15 protein-coding genes are annotated in these 15,707 nt (G+C 60.7%); 1 reads left to right on the top strand and 14 read right to left on the bottom strand.

Annotated features, from left to right (window positions below; genetic code table 11):
* Positions 1 to 5: 5 nt before the first annotated feature.
* Positions 6 to 1,130 carry an alanine dehydrogenase gene (gene ald / locus VN623_RS13195; protein ID WP_325571637.1) on the bottom strand — a complete coding sequence of 375 codons (1,125 nt, stop codon included), beginning with the start codon at positions 1,128 to 1,130 and terminating at the stop codon, positions 6 to 8.
* A 147-nt stretch (positions 1,131 to 1,277) separates the two neighbouring features.
* Between ald and VN623_RS13190 the strand changes: the two genes are divergently transcribed.
* Positions 1,278 to 1,742 carry an Lrp/AsnC family transcriptional regulator gene (locus VN623_RS13190; protein WP_414653221.1) on the top strand — a complete coding sequence of 155 codons (465 nt, stop codon included), beginning with the start codon at positions 1,278 to 1,280 and terminating at the stop codon, positions 1,740 to 1,742.
* 51 nt (positions 1,743 to 1,793) lie between these two features.
* Here the strand turns inward: VN623_RS13190 and VN623_RS13185 are convergent, their stop codons facing one another.
* The 13 genes from VN623_RS13185 to VN623_RS13125 form a co-directional block, all read right to left on the bottom strand.
* Positions 1,794 to 3,152: a L,D-transpeptidase family protein gene (locus tag VN623_RS13185; protein WP_325571633.1), complete on the bottom strand. Its 1,359-nt coding sequence runs from the start codon at positions 3,150 to 3,152 to the stop codon at positions 1,794 to 1,796.
* 269 nt (positions 3,153 to 3,421) lie between these two features.
* Complete coding sequence (gene thiL, locus VN623_RS13180) at positions 3,422 to 4,420, bottom strand: thiamine-phosphate kinase (protein WP_325571631.1); 999 nt, start codon at positions 4,418 to 4,420, stop codon at positions 3,422 to 3,424.
* A gap of 75 nt (positions 4,421 to 4,495) precedes the next feature.
* The gene (gene nusB, locus VN623_RS13175; RefSeq protein ID WP_325571629.1) at positions 4,496 to 4,996 is read right to left on the bottom strand and encodes a transcription antitermination factor NusB; all 501 of its coding nucleotides are present in this window, start codon (positions 4,994 to 4,996) and stop codon (positions 4,496 to 4,498) included.
* Entirely contained in the window at positions 4,993 to 5,496 is a 504-nt protein-coding gene (ribH, locus tag VN623_RS13170; RefSeq protein WP_325571628.1) for a 6,7-dimethyl-8-ribityllumazine synthase, read from the bottom strand. Before ribH ends, nusB begins: the two co-directional genes overlap by 4 nt.
* A 7-nt stretch (positions 5,497 to 5,503) precedes the next feature.
* Positions 5,504 to 6,655 (bottom strand): 3,4-dihydroxy-2-butanone-4-phosphate synthase, encoded by a 1,152-nt coding sequence (gene ribB / locus VN623_RS13165; RefSeq protein ID WP_325571626.1) that lies wholly within the window; start codon positions 6,653 to 6,655, stop codon positions 5,504 to 5,506.
* A complete protein-coding gene (locus VN623_RS13160; protein ID WP_325571624.1) occupies positions 6,655 to 7,248 on the bottom strand; it encodes a riboflavin synthase in 594 nt (197 codons plus the stop codon). Before VN623_RS13160 ends, ribB begins: the two co-directional genes overlap by 1 nt.
* A gap of 3 nt (positions 7,249 to 7,251) precedes the next feature.
* Positions 7,252 to 8,340, bottom strand: coding sequence for a bifunctional diaminohydroxyphosphoribosylaminopyrimidine deaminase/5-amino-6-(5-phosphoribosylamino)uracil reductase RibD (ribD, locus tag VN623_RS13155; RefSeq protein ID WP_325571622.1), 1,089 nt, complete (start codon positions 8,338 to 8,340; stop codon positions 7,252 to 7,254).
* 41 nt (positions 8,341 to 8,381) lie between these two features.
* Positions 8,382 to 8,906 (bottom strand): transcriptional regulator NrdR, encoded by a 525-nt coding sequence (gene nrdR, locus VN623_RS13150; protein ID WP_325571620.1) that lies wholly within the window; start codon positions 8,904 to 8,906, stop codon positions 8,382 to 8,384.
* 173 nt (positions 8,907 to 9,079) lie between these two features.
* Positions 9,080 to 10,384 (bottom strand): serine hydroxymethyltransferase, encoded by a 1,305-nt coding sequence (glyA, locus tag VN623_RS13145; RefSeq protein ID WP_325571618.1) that lies wholly within the window; start codon positions 10,382 to 10,384, stop codon positions 9,080 to 9,082.
* Positions 10,385 to 10,566: 182 nt separating this feature from the next.
* Positions 10,567 to 11,799 (bottom strand): 5-aminolevulinate synthase, encoded by a 1,233-nt coding sequence (hemA, locus tag VN623_RS13140; RefSeq protein WP_325571616.1) that lies wholly within the window; start codon positions 11,797 to 11,799, stop codon positions 10,567 to 10,569.
* 246 nt (positions 11,800 to 12,045) lie between these two features.
* The gene (locus VN623_RS13135) at positions 12,046 to 13,377 is read right to left on the bottom strand and encodes a L,D-transpeptidase family protein (protein ID WP_325571614.1); all 1,332 of its coding nucleotides are present in this window, start codon (positions 13,375 to 13,377) and stop codon (positions 12,046 to 12,048) included.
* 392 nt (positions 13,378 to 13,769) lie between these two features.
* Positions 13,770 to 14,279 (bottom strand): transcriptional regulator LdtR, encoded by a 510-nt coding sequence (gene ldtR / locus VN623_RS13130; RefSeq protein ID WP_325571612.1) that lies wholly within the window; start codon positions 14,277 to 14,279, stop codon positions 13,770 to 13,772.
* Between the two features lie 213 nt (positions 14,280 to 14,492).
* Positions 14,493 to 15,596, bottom strand: coding sequence for an enoyl-CoA hydratase/isomerase family protein (locus VN623_RS13125; RefSeq protein ID WP_325571610.1), 1,104 nt, complete (start codon positions 15,594 to 15,596; stop codon positions 14,493 to 14,495).
* Positions 15,597 to 15,707 lie beyond the last annotated feature (111 nt).

The raw sequence follows: 15,707 nt of genomic DNA, 5'->3' as shown, positions 1-15,707 counted from the left end.
AAGCGCTACTCCGCCGCAATACGAAAGGAGCGCGTCGCATCGAGGCTGTCGAAGCCGAGCGATGCGGCGACGGCCTGATGCATGATACGACCGTCTTTGACGTTTAGACCTGCCGCGAGATGGGGATCGCGGTCGAACGCGGCAAGTCCCTTCTCGGCAAGCTTCATCACGAATGGCAGCGTCGCGTTATTCAAGGCCTGCGCCGATGTGACGGGCACCGCGCCGGGCATATTCGCCACGCAGTAGTGAATAATGCCGTCGATCTCGAACGTCGGCTTGGCGTGCGTCGTAGGCTTCGATGTCTCAAAGCAACCACCTTGATCGATCGACACATCGACGAGCACGGCGCCCTTCTTCATTTCTTTCAGCATGGCGCGCGTCACGAGCTTTGGCGCGCTGGCTCCGGCAACGAGTACGGCGCCGATTACGACGTCGGCCGCCAGGACTTCGTTTTCGATCGCCTCCATCGTTGAAGCGAGCGTCCGGACGCGGCCTTCGAACAATTCGTCGAGCTGGCGCAAACGCGGCAACGACTTGTCGATGATCGTCACATCACCGCCAAGCCCGGCCGCCATCCTCGCAGCATGCGTACCGACGACCCCGCCGCCGAGTACAACGACCTTCGCCGATCTGACGCCGGGCACGCCGCCCAGCAACACGCCGCGACCGCCGGTTGGGCGACGCAGAGCCAATGCAGCAGCTTCGATCGAAAGGCGCCCGGCGACTTCGCTCATTGGTGCAAGCAGCGGCAGGCCACCATTCGCGTCCGTCACGGTTTCGTAAGCGATTGCGGCCGAACCCGACTCCATCAAGCCGATGGCTTGCGGCGCGTCGGGCGCCAGATGCAGGTAAGTAAAAAGAATTTGCTCCGGCTTCAGCCGCTTCCACTCGGCTGCTTGCGGTTCCTTCACCTTCACGATCATCTGAGCTTCGGCAAAGACGTCGCCGGCCGTCGCCGCGATGCGGGCGCCCGCCTTCGCGTAGATTTCGTCTTCGGTGAAAATACCGTCTCCCGCACCTGCCTGAACGATCACCTCATGACCGTGCGCCACGAGCTCGCGCACCGAACTCGGCACGAGGCCGACGCGAAACTCGTCAACTTTGATCTCGGTCGGAACGCCGATGCGCATTGATCTGCCCTTGAGCACATAAACAGTGTTCTACAGTGTAGAATACCTGAATGTTTGCGTCGTTTCTCTGAAATCGACGTTGCCCCATGCAAATAATTTGCAGATAGTCGCCGCCACTTGCCGATTTCACGCAGGAAAATGGTGATTATGGCAATTGATGCGCTCGATAAGGCCATTGTTGCGGCCTTGCTGGCTGATGGACGGCAAAGTCAGGTCGAACTGGCCGAGCGCGTGCCGCTTTCACCGACGGCCATCGCGCGGCGCATTCGGGCCCTGGAAGAAGCCGGCATTATCGAAGGTTATCAGGCGCAGGTGAGCCGCAAGGCGCTCGGCTTCACGATGATGGTCGTCGTGCAGATCGGCCTCAAGAGCCAAGGCGAAGATCTGCTCGCCGACTTCGAGAAAGCGGTAGCGACGGCACCTTCGGTTATTTCGTGCTACCTGATGTCAGGCGAAGACGATTACATCCTGACCGTTCTCGCGCGCGATCTTGCCGACTTCGAACGGATACACAAAGAGCAGCTGTCGCGGCTCCCCGGTGTTGTGCGGCTCAGATCGAGTTTCGTGCTGCGCGAGGTCGCAAGCCGCCAGCTGCCAACGTCAAGTCTCTGACGTGGAGCGATCCATCATCGACTGAGTCGAATTCCGCTTACCAGATTCAACTCACGGCGCCAGAGCGGCGGCGGCTGTCTCGGGCGGCGCGTCGTCGTTGTCCCGCTGATAGGCCATCTGCATGGCCGCGCCGTCACGGCCGTAAATATCGGGCCGGAATTCGACTTGGCCATTGGACGGCTCTACCCAGGCTGTGATGTAGGCAAAATACACCGGCACCGGCCGCGTCAGCTTAAGTTCCATCGGTTGGCCCGCTGCGATCGTTCGTGCCACTTGACCCGGCTGTTCCCAACCCGGCTCGTAGTGCGCAATCCAGTCGGCGAGATCGAAGACATTCTGTACCCGCACGCACCCGGCACTGAACGGGCGGCTGCGCTGATCGAACAGCTTCTTCATTGGCGTATCGTGCATATAGACGCCGAATTGATTACTCATATCGAGACGCAGGAGGCCGAGTGCGTTCTTTTCACCCGGGTCCTGCTTGAATTTGTAGGTCGCGGCCTTCGCCGATGTCCAGTCGACGGTTTTGGGGTCGACTTCAGGACCGTTGACGCCGTCGTAAACGCGAATGCCCTCGTCTGCCAGATACTGCGGCTCCTTCTGCAGACGCGGTATCAGATCGAGCGTGGCGATGCTCTCGGGTACGCGCCAGTACGGAAAAAAGTTGAGGGCCTTGATCGTTGCGTGCACCTCGGGCGTGTCGCGCCCGGTCCGTCCGACAATCACACGATGCCGAAGCTGCACTTCGTATTTATCGACTGCTTCGAGCTGGAAAGCCGGAATGTTGACCAGCACGTAGCGTTCCTCGACGCCCGACATCAAGGCGCGCAGGCGATCGTAGTTGAGCTTGAGTTGTGCAAGCCGCTGGTCCGCCGTCACGTTCAGCACCGGAAACACAGACTGTTCGATGCGTCCTGTCGGCCTTAGGCCCTGGTTCAGCTGAAAATGCTTTACCGCTGTTTCGAGTTCGGCATCGAATGTTTCGGCGTTGTAGTACGTCGCATTCGCGGGCATGTCTCCGGAGATGCTGAGACGCTTCCTTAGAATGGGAACGCGGGGGTCGTCATCGCCGACGCGCAGCATGCGTCCGGTGGGCACGAGGGGCCAGCCACCGTTCGCGACTATTTTCTGATAGCGCTCAATGGCCGCCGACACGGCATTCAGCATCGCATCGCTGCGCCAGGGCGTGGCATTGGGCCTTAAATCGTCGAGCGGCTCGGGCTTGTGGACCTGCGCATCGTCCGCACCACGGCCATAGCTCGGCCCCTGTATCTGGTCCCAAAGACTGATCTGCGCCTGTCCAGGCGACACGAATTGTGGACAGAGCTGAATGACAAATATAGCTGCGGCCAGCGCAGCGGTTCTGAGTACGAGGTCCCAAAACCGAGCTGTCGAAAACGTATCCCTCATCCCGATTGTTCGGCCTTCCGCTTCGAAAGCGCCCGTGCGACGGGCAATCTTCCCTCTGATTCCTCACCCGCCACTCAAGGGCCCGCGTGCGTTTTCAATGGCATGACGCATATGGCCAAACAGTGACGAACTACCAATCCCTGCATATCGCCGCTAGGGCACGAAATGCAGATGTGTGTTGCATTGCAGCCGCTGATCGGCCGCAGGTTTGGGCTGTAGCGCAATAACGCGGCAGCGCTTTGAATCCAGCGCCTGGCAAGACGAGAAAATCATCCGGATCGGTCGTGAAAGTGGTCATAACCGGCGCGATCAGGCTCAAGTCGCACTCCGTCCCGACCGATAACCGTAATGGGGACACCCGTTTGCAACACGCCGATGTCAGAGACACTGAGCCGGCCGGCGCTCCGCACGAATGCCGCCATCTGATCGGGAGCAACGGCCACGAGCAATTCGTAGTCATCGCCGCCGCCGAGGATCAAATTGGCAACGCGGCCATCGCTCGCCAACGCCGCGCGTGCAGGTGCCGAAAGCGGCAGCGCCTCAAGCTTCAACTCAAGCCCCAGAGGTCCCGAGAGGCGGGCAAGATCCTTCAACAGGCCGTCTGATATATCGAGCGCCGCGGACGCATGTTTGCGCAGGGCTTCGACGAGGCCGAGGCGCGGCTGGGGCCGGAGATAGCGATCGACGAGCAGATTTTTGTCGGCATCGCTCAGTATGTGGTCAAAAAGTCTGGGGTCGCGGCGAATTGCAAGACCAAGGGCCGCATCGCCGATCGTTCCAGTAACGAAAACATGATCGCCGGCCTTGGCGCCGCGGCGTTGCACGAACGCACCTTTCGGGACCGTGCCGATGGCCGTCACGCCAATCGATAGCGGGCCCGGCGTATGATCCGTATCACCGCCGATCAGATGACAACCGAATGCCTGCTGTGCTGCGCCGAGCCCTTGCGCAAAGGCTGCCATCCAGTCGCGCTCCGGTGGCCCTGGAAACGCCAGTGCCAACAAATAGGCTCGCGGATCGGCGCCCTTGGCGGCAAGATCGGACACGTTCACGGCGAGCGCCTTCCAGGCGATGTCCTCGGGTTTGTCGCTCGCGAAGAAATGCACATTTGCAATGATGGGATCGTTGGTAACGACGAGATCGGTGCCGGGTTCGATTGAAAGTAGCGCGGCGTCGTCGGTCAGGCCGAATGCTCCGGGCACCTTGCTCGCCAGCGGCGCCAAATACGTTTGGATCAGCTCCGACTCGTTTTCGATGCCAGCGCCCACAACAATCACCTTGTGCCGGTTCTCGCCGGCAAGAATGGATTTCAGATGCGCACGGCGAAACCCGGCAGAAGAGCGTCAGGACGGCGCGACACGCCTTCCGACAAATTCGCTGCAGCGTACTTTGCGGGCAATCTTGTCGAGCACGCCGTTGACGACGCGCGGTTCGTCTTCGTCGAAGAAGAAATGCGCCACGTTGACGTATTCGTTGATCGCGACGCGGGCGGGAACGTCGGGCCGGTCGAGAAGTTCGGCGACACCGCCTCTAAGGATCGCCCGCAGAATTGAATCGACCCGAACGAGCCGCCAGCCGATCGCAAGCTGCTCGTCGATCATCGGATCGATTTCGCGCTGCCGGCGCAGCACGGCGCGCAGAACATCGGCGAAGAAGATCCGGTCGGCGCCGGCGATCGTCTCATCGCGGTTCTCGCCCGACAACCGATCGTCGAGGAACTCGGCGATCACATCATTGAGGTCCGTTCCGGCGAGGTCCAATTGATAAAGCGCTTGCACAGCTGCGACGCGCGCCGCCGTGCGGGCCGTAACTTCTCCCGGCTTCGGCTTTTCTTTGGCCGTCATGCCGGCGTTCCCCAAAAAGCTCGCTTAGTCTCGATCAGTTTCAGGCAGGCACGCGCCGCGTCGCCGCCCTTGCCGCGGACGCCGCCTTCGGCACGCGCCACCGCCTGCGCCCGCGTATCGACCGTCAGAATGGCATTGCCGACCGGCAACTCTTGGCGCATGGCGGTATCCATAAGCCAGTGGTTTGCGTTGTTGCAGACTATATCATAATGCGCCGTCTCACCGCGAATGACGCATCCGAGAGCAACCGCACCGTCGAATGTCAGGCGGCCAGCCGCACGCGCCGCCGCAGCCGCGGCCAGGGCCTGCGGAATTTCAAGCGCGCCAGGAACAGCGATGCGCTCGAACGTGACACCACGCTTGACGCATTCTGCCGTGGCGCCCTCGATCAGCATATCGGCGATGTCCTCGTAGAACCGCGCCTCGATGAAGAGGATGTGGGCGCGAAAATGAGAAGCGTCCTTTTCGTCTCGGACCGCCTGCGGAGTTTTTTGAACCATGTCGGTGCTACTCGATCTTCCGTGTCTCGGTAACGTGCAATCCGAAGGCCTCGAGGCCGACGTACACATGCTCGGGTGACGTCGTCAAAAGCACCATGTCTTTGACGCCCAGGTCAGCAAGTATCTGAGAGCCGATACCGATTTCAACCTGGCGGCGCTCCTTGCTCATGTCTCTCTCGGCTCCCGGCGTCGTACGCCGCGCAACCCATTCGGACAACGATTTGGGTCGCAAATCCCGGATCAGAACGATGACGCCGCGCCCTTCGGCTTCGATCGCCCGCATCGACTGTTCAATCGCCGTGCCGCTGCCGCCATGTTCACCGACGCCGAGAACGTCTTGCAAAACATTGACCGCGTGCACGCGCACGAGCACGGGGCCGCTCTTGGCGAGATTTCCCTTCACCAGCGCTAAGTGCTCGGCGGGCTCCGTCGTCGTCTCGTAAACATAGAGATCGAAGGCGCCGGCCGCCGATGTCTCCACTGTCGTCTTGGCGACGCGCTTCACGACGCGGTCGTTCTGCAGCCGGTAGGCGATCAAATCTTCGATCGCGCCAATTTTTAGCTCGTGCGCCTTGGCAAAGCCCACCAGATCGCCGAGGCGTGCCATCGTGCCATCGTCGTTCATCACTTCGCAGATGACAGCCGCGGGGTAGAGGCCCGCCAGCCGCGCGAGATCGATGGAGGCTTCGGTGTGGCCTGCGCGAACCAGGACGCCGCCTTCGCGGGCGATCAGTGGAAAAACGTGTCCCGGCGAGACGATATCGGCGGCAGTCTTTGTCGGATCGATCGCGGTCGAAATCGTTCGTGACCGGTCGAACGCTGAAATGCCGGTCGAAATGCCCTCGCGCGCCTCGATGGACTGCGTGAAGGCGGTACGATTGCGGGAAGCATTCGTACGCACCATGAATTCGAGACGAAGGTCGTGGGCGCGGGCCTGCGTCACCGCCAGGCAGATGAGGCCACGGCCATGCTTGGCCATGAAGTTGATGGCATCGGGCGTCGCCATCTGCGCCGGAATGACGAGGTCGCCCTCGTTTTCGCGATCTTCCGCGTCGACGAGAATGACCATGCGGCCATTCTGCATCTCTTCGACGATCTCCTCGATCGGCGAGACGACGGTATTACTCCCGGCTGCATGACGTGGGTTAGAGCCCGACATTAGGTGCGAAACTCCATCAGCCGCGCGACGTAGCGGGCGAAAACATCGACTTCGAGATTGACCAGATCGCCGGGGGTTTTCGCGCCCCACGTCGTCACCGTCAAGCTGTGTGGAATAAGGTTGACGCCGAAACGGGCCTCCGAGACCTCATTCACGGTTAGCGACATACCGTCCAGCGCAACCGATCCTTTGGGCGCGATGTAACGGGATAGGTGCTCGGGTGCTTCGAAAACGAAGCGTTTGCTGTCACCGTCGGGTGTGATTGTCAGAATCTTCGCGACGCCGTCGACGTGACCCGAGACGATATGGCCGCCAAGCTCGTCGCCGGCCCGGAGCGATCGTTCCAAATTGACGAGCCGGCCAGGCTTCCAGCTCGCGAGCGTGGTTTTGCCGAGCGTCTCATGCGAGACGTCGACGGTAAATTCGGCGCCCTGACCAAGTGGTTTGATCGCCGTTGCCGTCAGACAGACGCCATCGCAGCAGATCGATAAGCCTGCATCGCCGGGCAGGAGCGCGTATTTCGTGCGCAACGTAAATCGGCCGTCCGCTCTCTCGGTCACCTCGCCGACATCCGTAATCAGACCGGTAAACATCGCTTAACGCCCTTCCTTTGCCGTAACGCGGCGAAGCCGCCACATCGTATCAGTCCCGAGCGTACTGCGCTCAATGATCTCGAAATTTGGTGATCCGAGGTGCCGCACCACAAAATTTCGCGCGTCACCATCGGAAGGCGCGCCGGCTATGTAGAGAATGACTTCGTCGACAAGCGCTGCATCGGCGAACGCCCGCCAGATAATGGGGCCGCCTTCGACAAGGAGCCGCGTGATACCGCGCGCCACAAGCGCGTCCATCACCGACGGCAGCCAGAGCTGCCCGGCGACAACCGCGGCATCGATGATCTCAGCGCCATGAGATGCAATCTCCTTGCGGCGCTCACGATCGATCGGGAGTGCCGTGATGAACCACACAGGAACGTCGCCGGCGGATCGGACGAGCTTGGCACTCGCCGGAACGTCCAAGGATTTCGACAGCACGACCCGGACAGGCGAGCGATCAAAGAGACCCGGAAGTCGGCAGGTTAGTTCCGGATCGTCGTCGCGGACCGTGGCGCTTCCGACCAGAATGGCATCGGAGTGAGCCCGGAGCAGCATTCCGTGGGCACGGGAAATTTCGCCCGTCACCCAAACCGGTGACACGCCATCGCCGCGCGCGATCTCGCCCGAACCGTCGAGAGCGAGCTTCAACGTCACAAACGGCCGACGCTCGGTGATACGAACAATATGGCCGCGCGTCAGCCATCGCGCCTCCGCCGCGCCGACGCCGCGCTCGACCTCAATGCCCGCCGCACGCAACTTGTCGAGCCCACGACCCGAAACGCGCGGATCTGGATCTTCAATTGCAACGACGGCGCGCTGGATCCCCGCCGCGATGATGGCGTCGGCGCAGGGGCCCGTTCGCCCCTGATGCGAGCACGGCTCGAGCGTCACATAGATCGTCGCCCCCCGCGCCCTGTCGCCGGCCGCAGCAATTGCGATCGTCTCGGCGTGCGGCCGGCCGCCCCGCGCCGTCGTCGCTCGTGCGATGACTTCGCCCGTCGCCGCATCGACAATCACCGCGCCGACGGAAGGATTGGGCGCCGTATCGCCAAGGCCACGCTCGGCCATGCGCAGCGCGATCGACATCATTTGGGCGTCTAACACGCTGCTCCGGGGAGTCGGCATCGTCTTCAGTGTTTCTTCTGGCTCGCCGCCTCATCGCGGTCGGGCCCAAAGCCGTCGTCCAGCGCCAGAGGGTCGCGCGTATCGCTTGCAAGGTCGCGCAGAACAGCATGGAAATCCGCCGCGTCGCGGAAGTCGCGATAGACGGACGCGAAACGGACGTAGGCGACGGGATCGAGCTCGCGCAACGCCGCCATCACGAGTTCGCCGATCTCGGCCGAGGTGATTTCGGTTTCACCCGAGCTTTCGAGCTGGCGAACGAGGCCCGAAACAAGACGATCAATCCGCTCCGGCTCGATTGGCCGCTTTCGAAGCGCGACGGAAATCGATTTCGACAGCTTGTCGCGATCAAACAGCACTTTTCGGCCCGACCGCTTGACGACCGTCAGTTCGCGAAGCTGCACGCGCTCGAACGTCGTGAATCGGCCGCCGCAGTCGGAACAGATTCGGCGCCGGCGAATGGCGGCGTTTTCATCCGACGGACGGCTGTCCTTCACCTGACTATCTTCGCTTCCGCAAAACGGACAGCGCATCGTTCGAACTCCTCGATATTCGAGCGGGTAGATGTGGACGGCAATTGGCCGGATGGAAAGATCAATTCTCACAGTGTTAGGGGGCTCGTGCGGTGCAAATCAGTGCCCACACATAGCCAAGGGGCGCTCGAATTCCTCCGGCGCCCCTCGATCGTTCGAAATCTGTCAAACAATCAGGTGTAGATCGGAAAGCGCGTGCAGAGCGCCGTCGCCTTGGCTTTGACGGCGGCTTCGACGGCGCCGTTGCCCTCTTCACCGTTCTTGGCCAACCCATCCAGCACTTCCGTAATCAGCCGGCCGATTTCCTGGAATTCGGCAACGCCGAAGCCGCGCGTCGTACCTGCAGGCGACCCGAGGCGAATGCCCGACGTCACCATCGGCTTCTCGGGATCGAACGGAATGCCATTCTTGTTGCAGGTGATGTTGGCGCGGCCCAACGCCTTTTCAGCTTTGGTGCCGGTCAACTTCTTCGGCCTTAGATCGACGAGGATCAAATGCGTGTCCGTGCCGCCCGACACGAGCGCAAAGCCGTTCTGCACCATGACCTCGCCGAGGGCGCGGGCATTGTCCATGACGTTCTTTATGTAGACCTTATAATCGGGGCGCAGCGCTTCGCCGAACGCCACGGCCTTGGCGGCGATGACGTGCATCAGCGGCCCGCCCTGAATGCCCGGGAAGATTGCCGAGTTGATCTTCTTGGCGATGTCTTCGTCGTTGGTCAGGATCATGCCGCCGCGCGGACCGCGCAGCGTCTTGTGCGTCGTCGTCGTGACGACGTGAGCGTGCGGGAACGGGCTCGGAATGAGACCGGCTGCAACGAGACCCGCGAAGTGCGCCATGTCGACGAGGAAGTGCGCGCCGACCTCGTCCGCGATGGCGCGGAACGCCGCGAAATCGATTTTCCGCGGATAGGCTGAGCCGCCGGCGATGATAATGCGCGGCTTGTGCTCATGGGCAAGCTTGCGCACCTCATCGATATCGATCAGGTGCGTGTCGGGCTTCACCATGTAGTGCACGGCCTTGAACCACTTGCCCGACTGATTGACGGGCGCGCCGTGCGTCAAGTGACCGCCGGCCGCGAGGGACAATCCGAGGATCGTGTCGCCCGGCTTCGCCAGCGCATTGAAAACACCCTGGTTTGCCTGGCTGCCTGAATTCGGCTGCACATTGGCAAAACCGCAGTTGAAAAGCTTCTTCGCCCGGTCGATGGCGATCTCTTCCGCGATGTCTACGAACTGACAGCCGCCGTAGTAGCGCTTGCCGGGATAGCCTTCGGCATACTTGTTCGTCAGCACGGAACCGGCTGCATCGAGCACGGCCTGCGAGACAATGTTCTCCGACGCGATCAGCTCGATCTCATGCTGCTGGCGGCCGAACTCCTTCTGAATGGCGCTGAAAATTTCGGGATCGGTTTCCGAGACATGCGCTTTGAAAAAACGCGACATCTGTGAATTTTCGGCGGCCGGAGCGGTCGACATGGGCTGTCCTCTGAGCAGGAATGATTATACGGGCACCAACGCAGCCCTGGAGTCGCCTCCGGGCTCACGCATATTGGGCATAGTACGAGGCCGGGGGCCGGCACTCAACTCCCTCTGGGCGTCTCAGGCCGCGTAATAATCGCGCGGAAATCGAACGCGGCGAGCAGGTCCGGTCGCAGCCTTCACTCCGCGGCCGCGGCGAGGCTTTCCATCATCGCGATCGGGCATTCCGACCAGAGTTCGGTCAAGGCCCCGACGAGGTGATCCATGTCGGCATCGGTGTGCTGTGGTGATGGCGTCAACCGCAGCCTCTCCGTACCACGAGGCACGGTTGGGTAGTTGATCGGCTGGACATAGATACCGAAGCGGTTGAGCAGCACGTCCGTCAGCGCCTTGCAGCGGACCGGATCTGCGACCAGCACCGGCACGATATGGCTCGGCCCGGACATCACCGGCAAATCGGCGGCCGCCAGCCGCCGCTTCAACGTACGCGCCCGCTCCTGATGCAGATCGCGTTCGACGTTGCTCGATTTCAAATGCCGGATGGAGGCAAGCGCGCCGGCCGCAATCGCGGGCGCCAGAGAAGTCGTGAAGATGAAGCCCGGCGCGTAGGACCGTATCGCATCGCAGAGCACACGCGAGGCGGCGATGTAGCCGCCCATGACGCCGAAGCCTTTGGCCAGCGTGCCGTTGATGACGTCGATTCGGTGCATGACGCCGTCGCGCTCGGCAACGCCGCCGCCGTGCGGACCATAGAGGCCGACGGCGTGGACCTCATCGAGATACGTGAGCGCATTATATTTTCTCGCGAGATCGCAAATGGCGCCGATCGGAGCCACATGCCCATCCATCGAGTAGACACTCTCGAAAGCGATGATCTTCGGCGTCTCGCGCGGAGCCTGCTTCAGTTTGGATTCAAGATCGCCGAGGTCGTTGTGCAAGAAGATCTGCTTCGGTCCGCGGCCATTGCGGATTCCGGCGATCATCGAGGCGTGATTTTTCTCGTCCGAAAATATGATGCAGCCGGGAAGCAGCTGAGCCAGCGTTGAGAGCGCCGCTTCGTTGGCAACGAATGCGGAGGTAAACAGAAGCGCCGCTTCCTTGCCGTGGAGGCCCGCAAGCTCGCGCTCGAGTTCGACGTGATAGTGCGTCGTACCGGCGATGTTGCGCGTTCCGCCCGAGCCTGCGCCAACGAGGTCGATGGCCTCGTGCATTGCAGCGAGCACTTTGGGATGCTGACCCATGCCAAGGTAGTCGTTTGAGCACCAGACCGTGATGGCGTTGGCCGCATTGTCCTTCAGCACGTCGGCCTTGGGGAAGGCTCCGCGGCGACGCTTTACGTCGGCGAACACCCGGTAGCGGCCTTCACGTTTGACGGCTTCGACAGCGTCGGTGAGCTCCTGCTCATATATCATGAGAAATTACTGCTCCCAGGTACATTGGCTTCGCCTTTTTGTACCTTTTATTGCGCGGCGCCGCGCCAAGAGCCAGTGCCCTTTCGTCGCGCAGAAGGTGAAACTTCTGTTACGCTTTCAAACCGTGCAGTCAAACCCGGAGTTTTTAAGGCGCGCTCGGCGGGGTCTTAGCCTCATCGCCGACGAGGGACAACCATAATTTGGCCTGTCACAGTATATCTGCCAGACGCGCCTCCGCCTGTCTGCCTAATAGGAGGCTCCAACGTCCCCGATACCGTCCTTCTGATAGATGTCGCGGCGAAACTGCACGACGCCGTCTTCGGTGGCCCAGGCGCTGATATAGACAAACAGAAGTTGCACCGGTTTTTTCAGGCGAACGTCCAGTCGGCGCCCCGATTCTTTCATTTCCGCGATGCGATCGGCGTCCCAGCCACGCTGATCTGCGAGTATCCATGCAGCCAGATTTTCGATGTTGTGAACGCGGATGCAGCCCGAACTTTCGGAGCGGAAGTTGCGCCCGAAAATTCGGTCCGATGGCGTGTCGTGCATGTAGACCGAATGGGCGCTGTCGAAGTTGATTTTCAGGAAACCCAGCGGGTTCTCTTTGCCGGGCTGTTCGCTGTAGGAGTATGTGCCGGGCGAAACCTTGTCCCAGTTGATCTTCGTCGGATCGACCTTCTTGCCGTTGGAGTAGGCGTCGATGCCGAACTTCACGAGGACGTTTTGACCTTTGGCCTGCATCTCCCGGCCGCGCGGAATCAGATCTTCCGAAACCACGGTCGGCGGCAGGCGCCAGACGGGATTGAAGCTGAGGTCCGTGATCGGCGTACGCAGCAACGGTGTCGGACGATCCGCTTTGCCGACGACCCCGGCGTAACGCGCCACGATCTGACCGTTCTGCACGGCTTCGATCTGAGCCGCGGGAATGTTGACGACAACGTACTTCTTGGCTGTCGTCGAAACGGTCTCCTGAAGGCGGCCGAGATTGATCTTCAGCTGCTTCAGCCGAGCATCCGCGGGCACGTTTAAGGCACCGATCGTGCGCTTGTCGGCGATCCCCGTCGGCGACAGCCCATTCGAGGCCTGAAACCTCTGCAACGCTTTCTCGACGCTATAACTGAAGCTCGTCGACGTCGTATCACCGTCGCTGAGATCGCCGGACGCAGTCAGCCGGGCTCGAAGCAGGCTCACGGCAGGATCGTTGATCCCAAACTGCATCAGCTTATCCCGGCTGACCTTGCCCTCTGGTTCGGGAATCTGAGGCCAGCCGCCCCGATCGACGATTTCGGTGTAGCGCTTGATCGCTTCTTTCGTCGCCGCAACATTCGCCTTGGCGAGAGTCGCGAAGCCCTTCGGTGGGTTCGATTCCCATTCGCGGACGAACTCACGGTCGTAAGTGCCGGCCGCCGTGTTGCCCGGCCCGTTACCGGTCGGACCGAATTGTATCTGCGCTTCAGCACCGCCCAATCCAAGAAAGCTCGAGGCCGACCCGACAATCAATCCCAGCGCCATCGCGGTCGTCACCAGGGCGTGCCTGATGCGTTGCGCAATCTCAACGTTCTTTGCCGCCCCACGCACGATCTGTCCCTCGTCCCGTTGCCTATTGACCTTGCGTCTCGCCCGTCATTCTACTCGAAGCTTGGCTTTCGCACTGACCGGCGGGGCGCCCTGTGATGGTCCGATCTTGGTTAACGCCGGTGGAGGCGCTCTCCGGCGCCCCGGCACTGTAGAATCCGGTGCGTCTTTCGACGATCCTTTCACACTGGGAATGCACGCTTTTCTTATTCGCCGCGCCTCGCCTGCAACAGCAGCCCCGGCGGTGCGCCTTGGGCGGAAGCGGGAGAGACAAGCAGCCTGACGGGACATACCTGATGAGACCAGCAAAAAAGGCCGCCCCGCATGGATGCGAAGCGACCTTGAGAGCCAAACCGACGCGCGACGAACGCCGGCCGAAGTGAGGCAAAAGACCCTTAGAGGCGGTAGCGGATCTGGTCCGACCAGAAGCGCTCCAGTCGCACGAGTGACTTGTTGAGACCCTTTACGTCGTCGTCCGAGACTTCGCCGACGCTCTGAACCGAGCCGAGTTGGCGGAGATAGAGCTTGCTGACGATATCGCGGGCTTCGTGGCCCTTATCCGTCAGGCTGACACGCACCGAACGGCGATCGGTATCCGACCGCTTGTAGTGGATGTAGCCCATGTCGACGAGCTTCTTCAGGTTGTAGGAGACGTTCGAGCCGAGATAGTAGCCGCGCGTCTTCAATTCGCCGGCCGTGAGCTCGCTCTCGCCGATGTTGTAAAGCAGCAAGGCCTGCACGCTATTGAGCTCGGCGCCGCCCTGGCGATCGAACTCATCCTTGATGACATCGAGAAGAAGGCGGTGAAGCCGCTCGATCAATCGCAGCGCCTGCAAATACTCGCCGCGGAAACCTTCATCTTGTACGGACGCGCGGGGACGCGCCAAATCAAACGCTAAACTCATAACGCTGCCTCACTCTGTTTGACGCACCCGGTTATTCCGGGTTTTGACAATTAGATAACGCAGAGCCCTGAATTTCGACTAAATAGATATAGTAAAAGAACAGTAGCGGGCCGGTTTCGGAACAGTATTTTAACTAACCTGCCCCTGTCTTTGCGGACTTGGTCAATATCGGGATAATGGGACGCCGACAATTGTGCGCATTCCCGTTAGAAATCAGACTCGCGCAGCCTGCATTTCTGTCCGGGCGGGCAAATCCAGTTCCTGCTCGCCGAGCGACGTAAAATAAGAATCGACAAGTTCGGAAGATATTTCTTCAAAGCGTGCCGGGCGCCATATCGGCCGCCCGTCTTTGTCGCGCAGTGCCGCCCTGACGCCCTCGGCGAAATCGTGGTCTCCGAGGCAGCGCACAGCCAGCCGGTAATCCTGGATCAGCGTCTCGCGAATATCGAGCGATCGCGCCGACCTGATATGCCGGTCAGTGATTGCAAGCGACAGGGGCGAACATTTGCGGAGATCTGCAACAGCCGTTTTAGCCCATTCGGACCCGGCGGCCTCTGCCGCCGTCAATGAGCCGAAAATCTCGGCGAGAGTATCGCGTGAAAAATGATCCTGTATAGGGCCCGCTTCTTTTTGCAACGGACCTGCTTCCTGAATTTCATTCAAACCATCGAGCATGGGATCGACCGGTTCGGCATCCGCGAGCTTCGTCAGAATTTCGGGAAAATGCGCCGACGGTATGCAGTGCGTCGCCAGCTTGAGCCACTGCGCATCGGCTCGCCCAATCGCGCGGCCGGTCAATCCGAGATAAAGGCCAATCGGCCACGGCAGCCGCGCCAGAACTTTGGCAATTCCGACATCCGGAAAAAGACCTATCTTCGTTTCCGGCATCGCCCATTTGTAGTTTTCGCCGGCAATGCGATGCGTGTTGTATGCGGTCAGCCCGGCGCCGGACCCCATGCAGGCGCCGTTGATGAACGACACGACCGGTTTCGAAAAGCATTCGAGAAGCCAATTGAGCGAATATTCGTTGCGCAAATAGGTTTTGGCGCTCTCGATGTCGCGTTTGGCTTCGCTCGTCAGCTTCAGAACATCGCCGCCGGCGCAAAACGCTCTCGGACTGCTGGACAGGATCGCCCCGATGTAGACGTCGGCATTGCGGGCAACGCGCGGAATCTCGGAGCTGATGATCGTGCACATCTCATCATCGAACGCATTGAGGACATGCGGACGGTTGAGCGTGAACTTCTGCAAGGCCCCCGACCGCAACACTTCGATCTTCGGCTCTTCGGTGACAATGTGGGCTTGGTGTTCGTTCAAGGTGCTCTCAAAGTTTCTCGTGCGGTCATTAGACTGGGAGTTACGTATGGCGGCTTTTGGATTATCTCGCCACATTTAGCGGCTATAGGGCGCATCAAAGGCAGGGACAGT

Source organism: Hyphomicrobium sp. (genome assembly GCF_035572195.1).
Classification (GTDB): domain Bacteria; phylum Pseudomonadota; class Alphaproteobacteria; order Rhizobiales; family Hyphomicrobiaceae; genus Hyphomicrobium_B.
The sequence above is the reverse complement of the archived record's forward strand: the minus strand, read 5'-3'. Positions and strand labels throughout refer to the sequence as shown.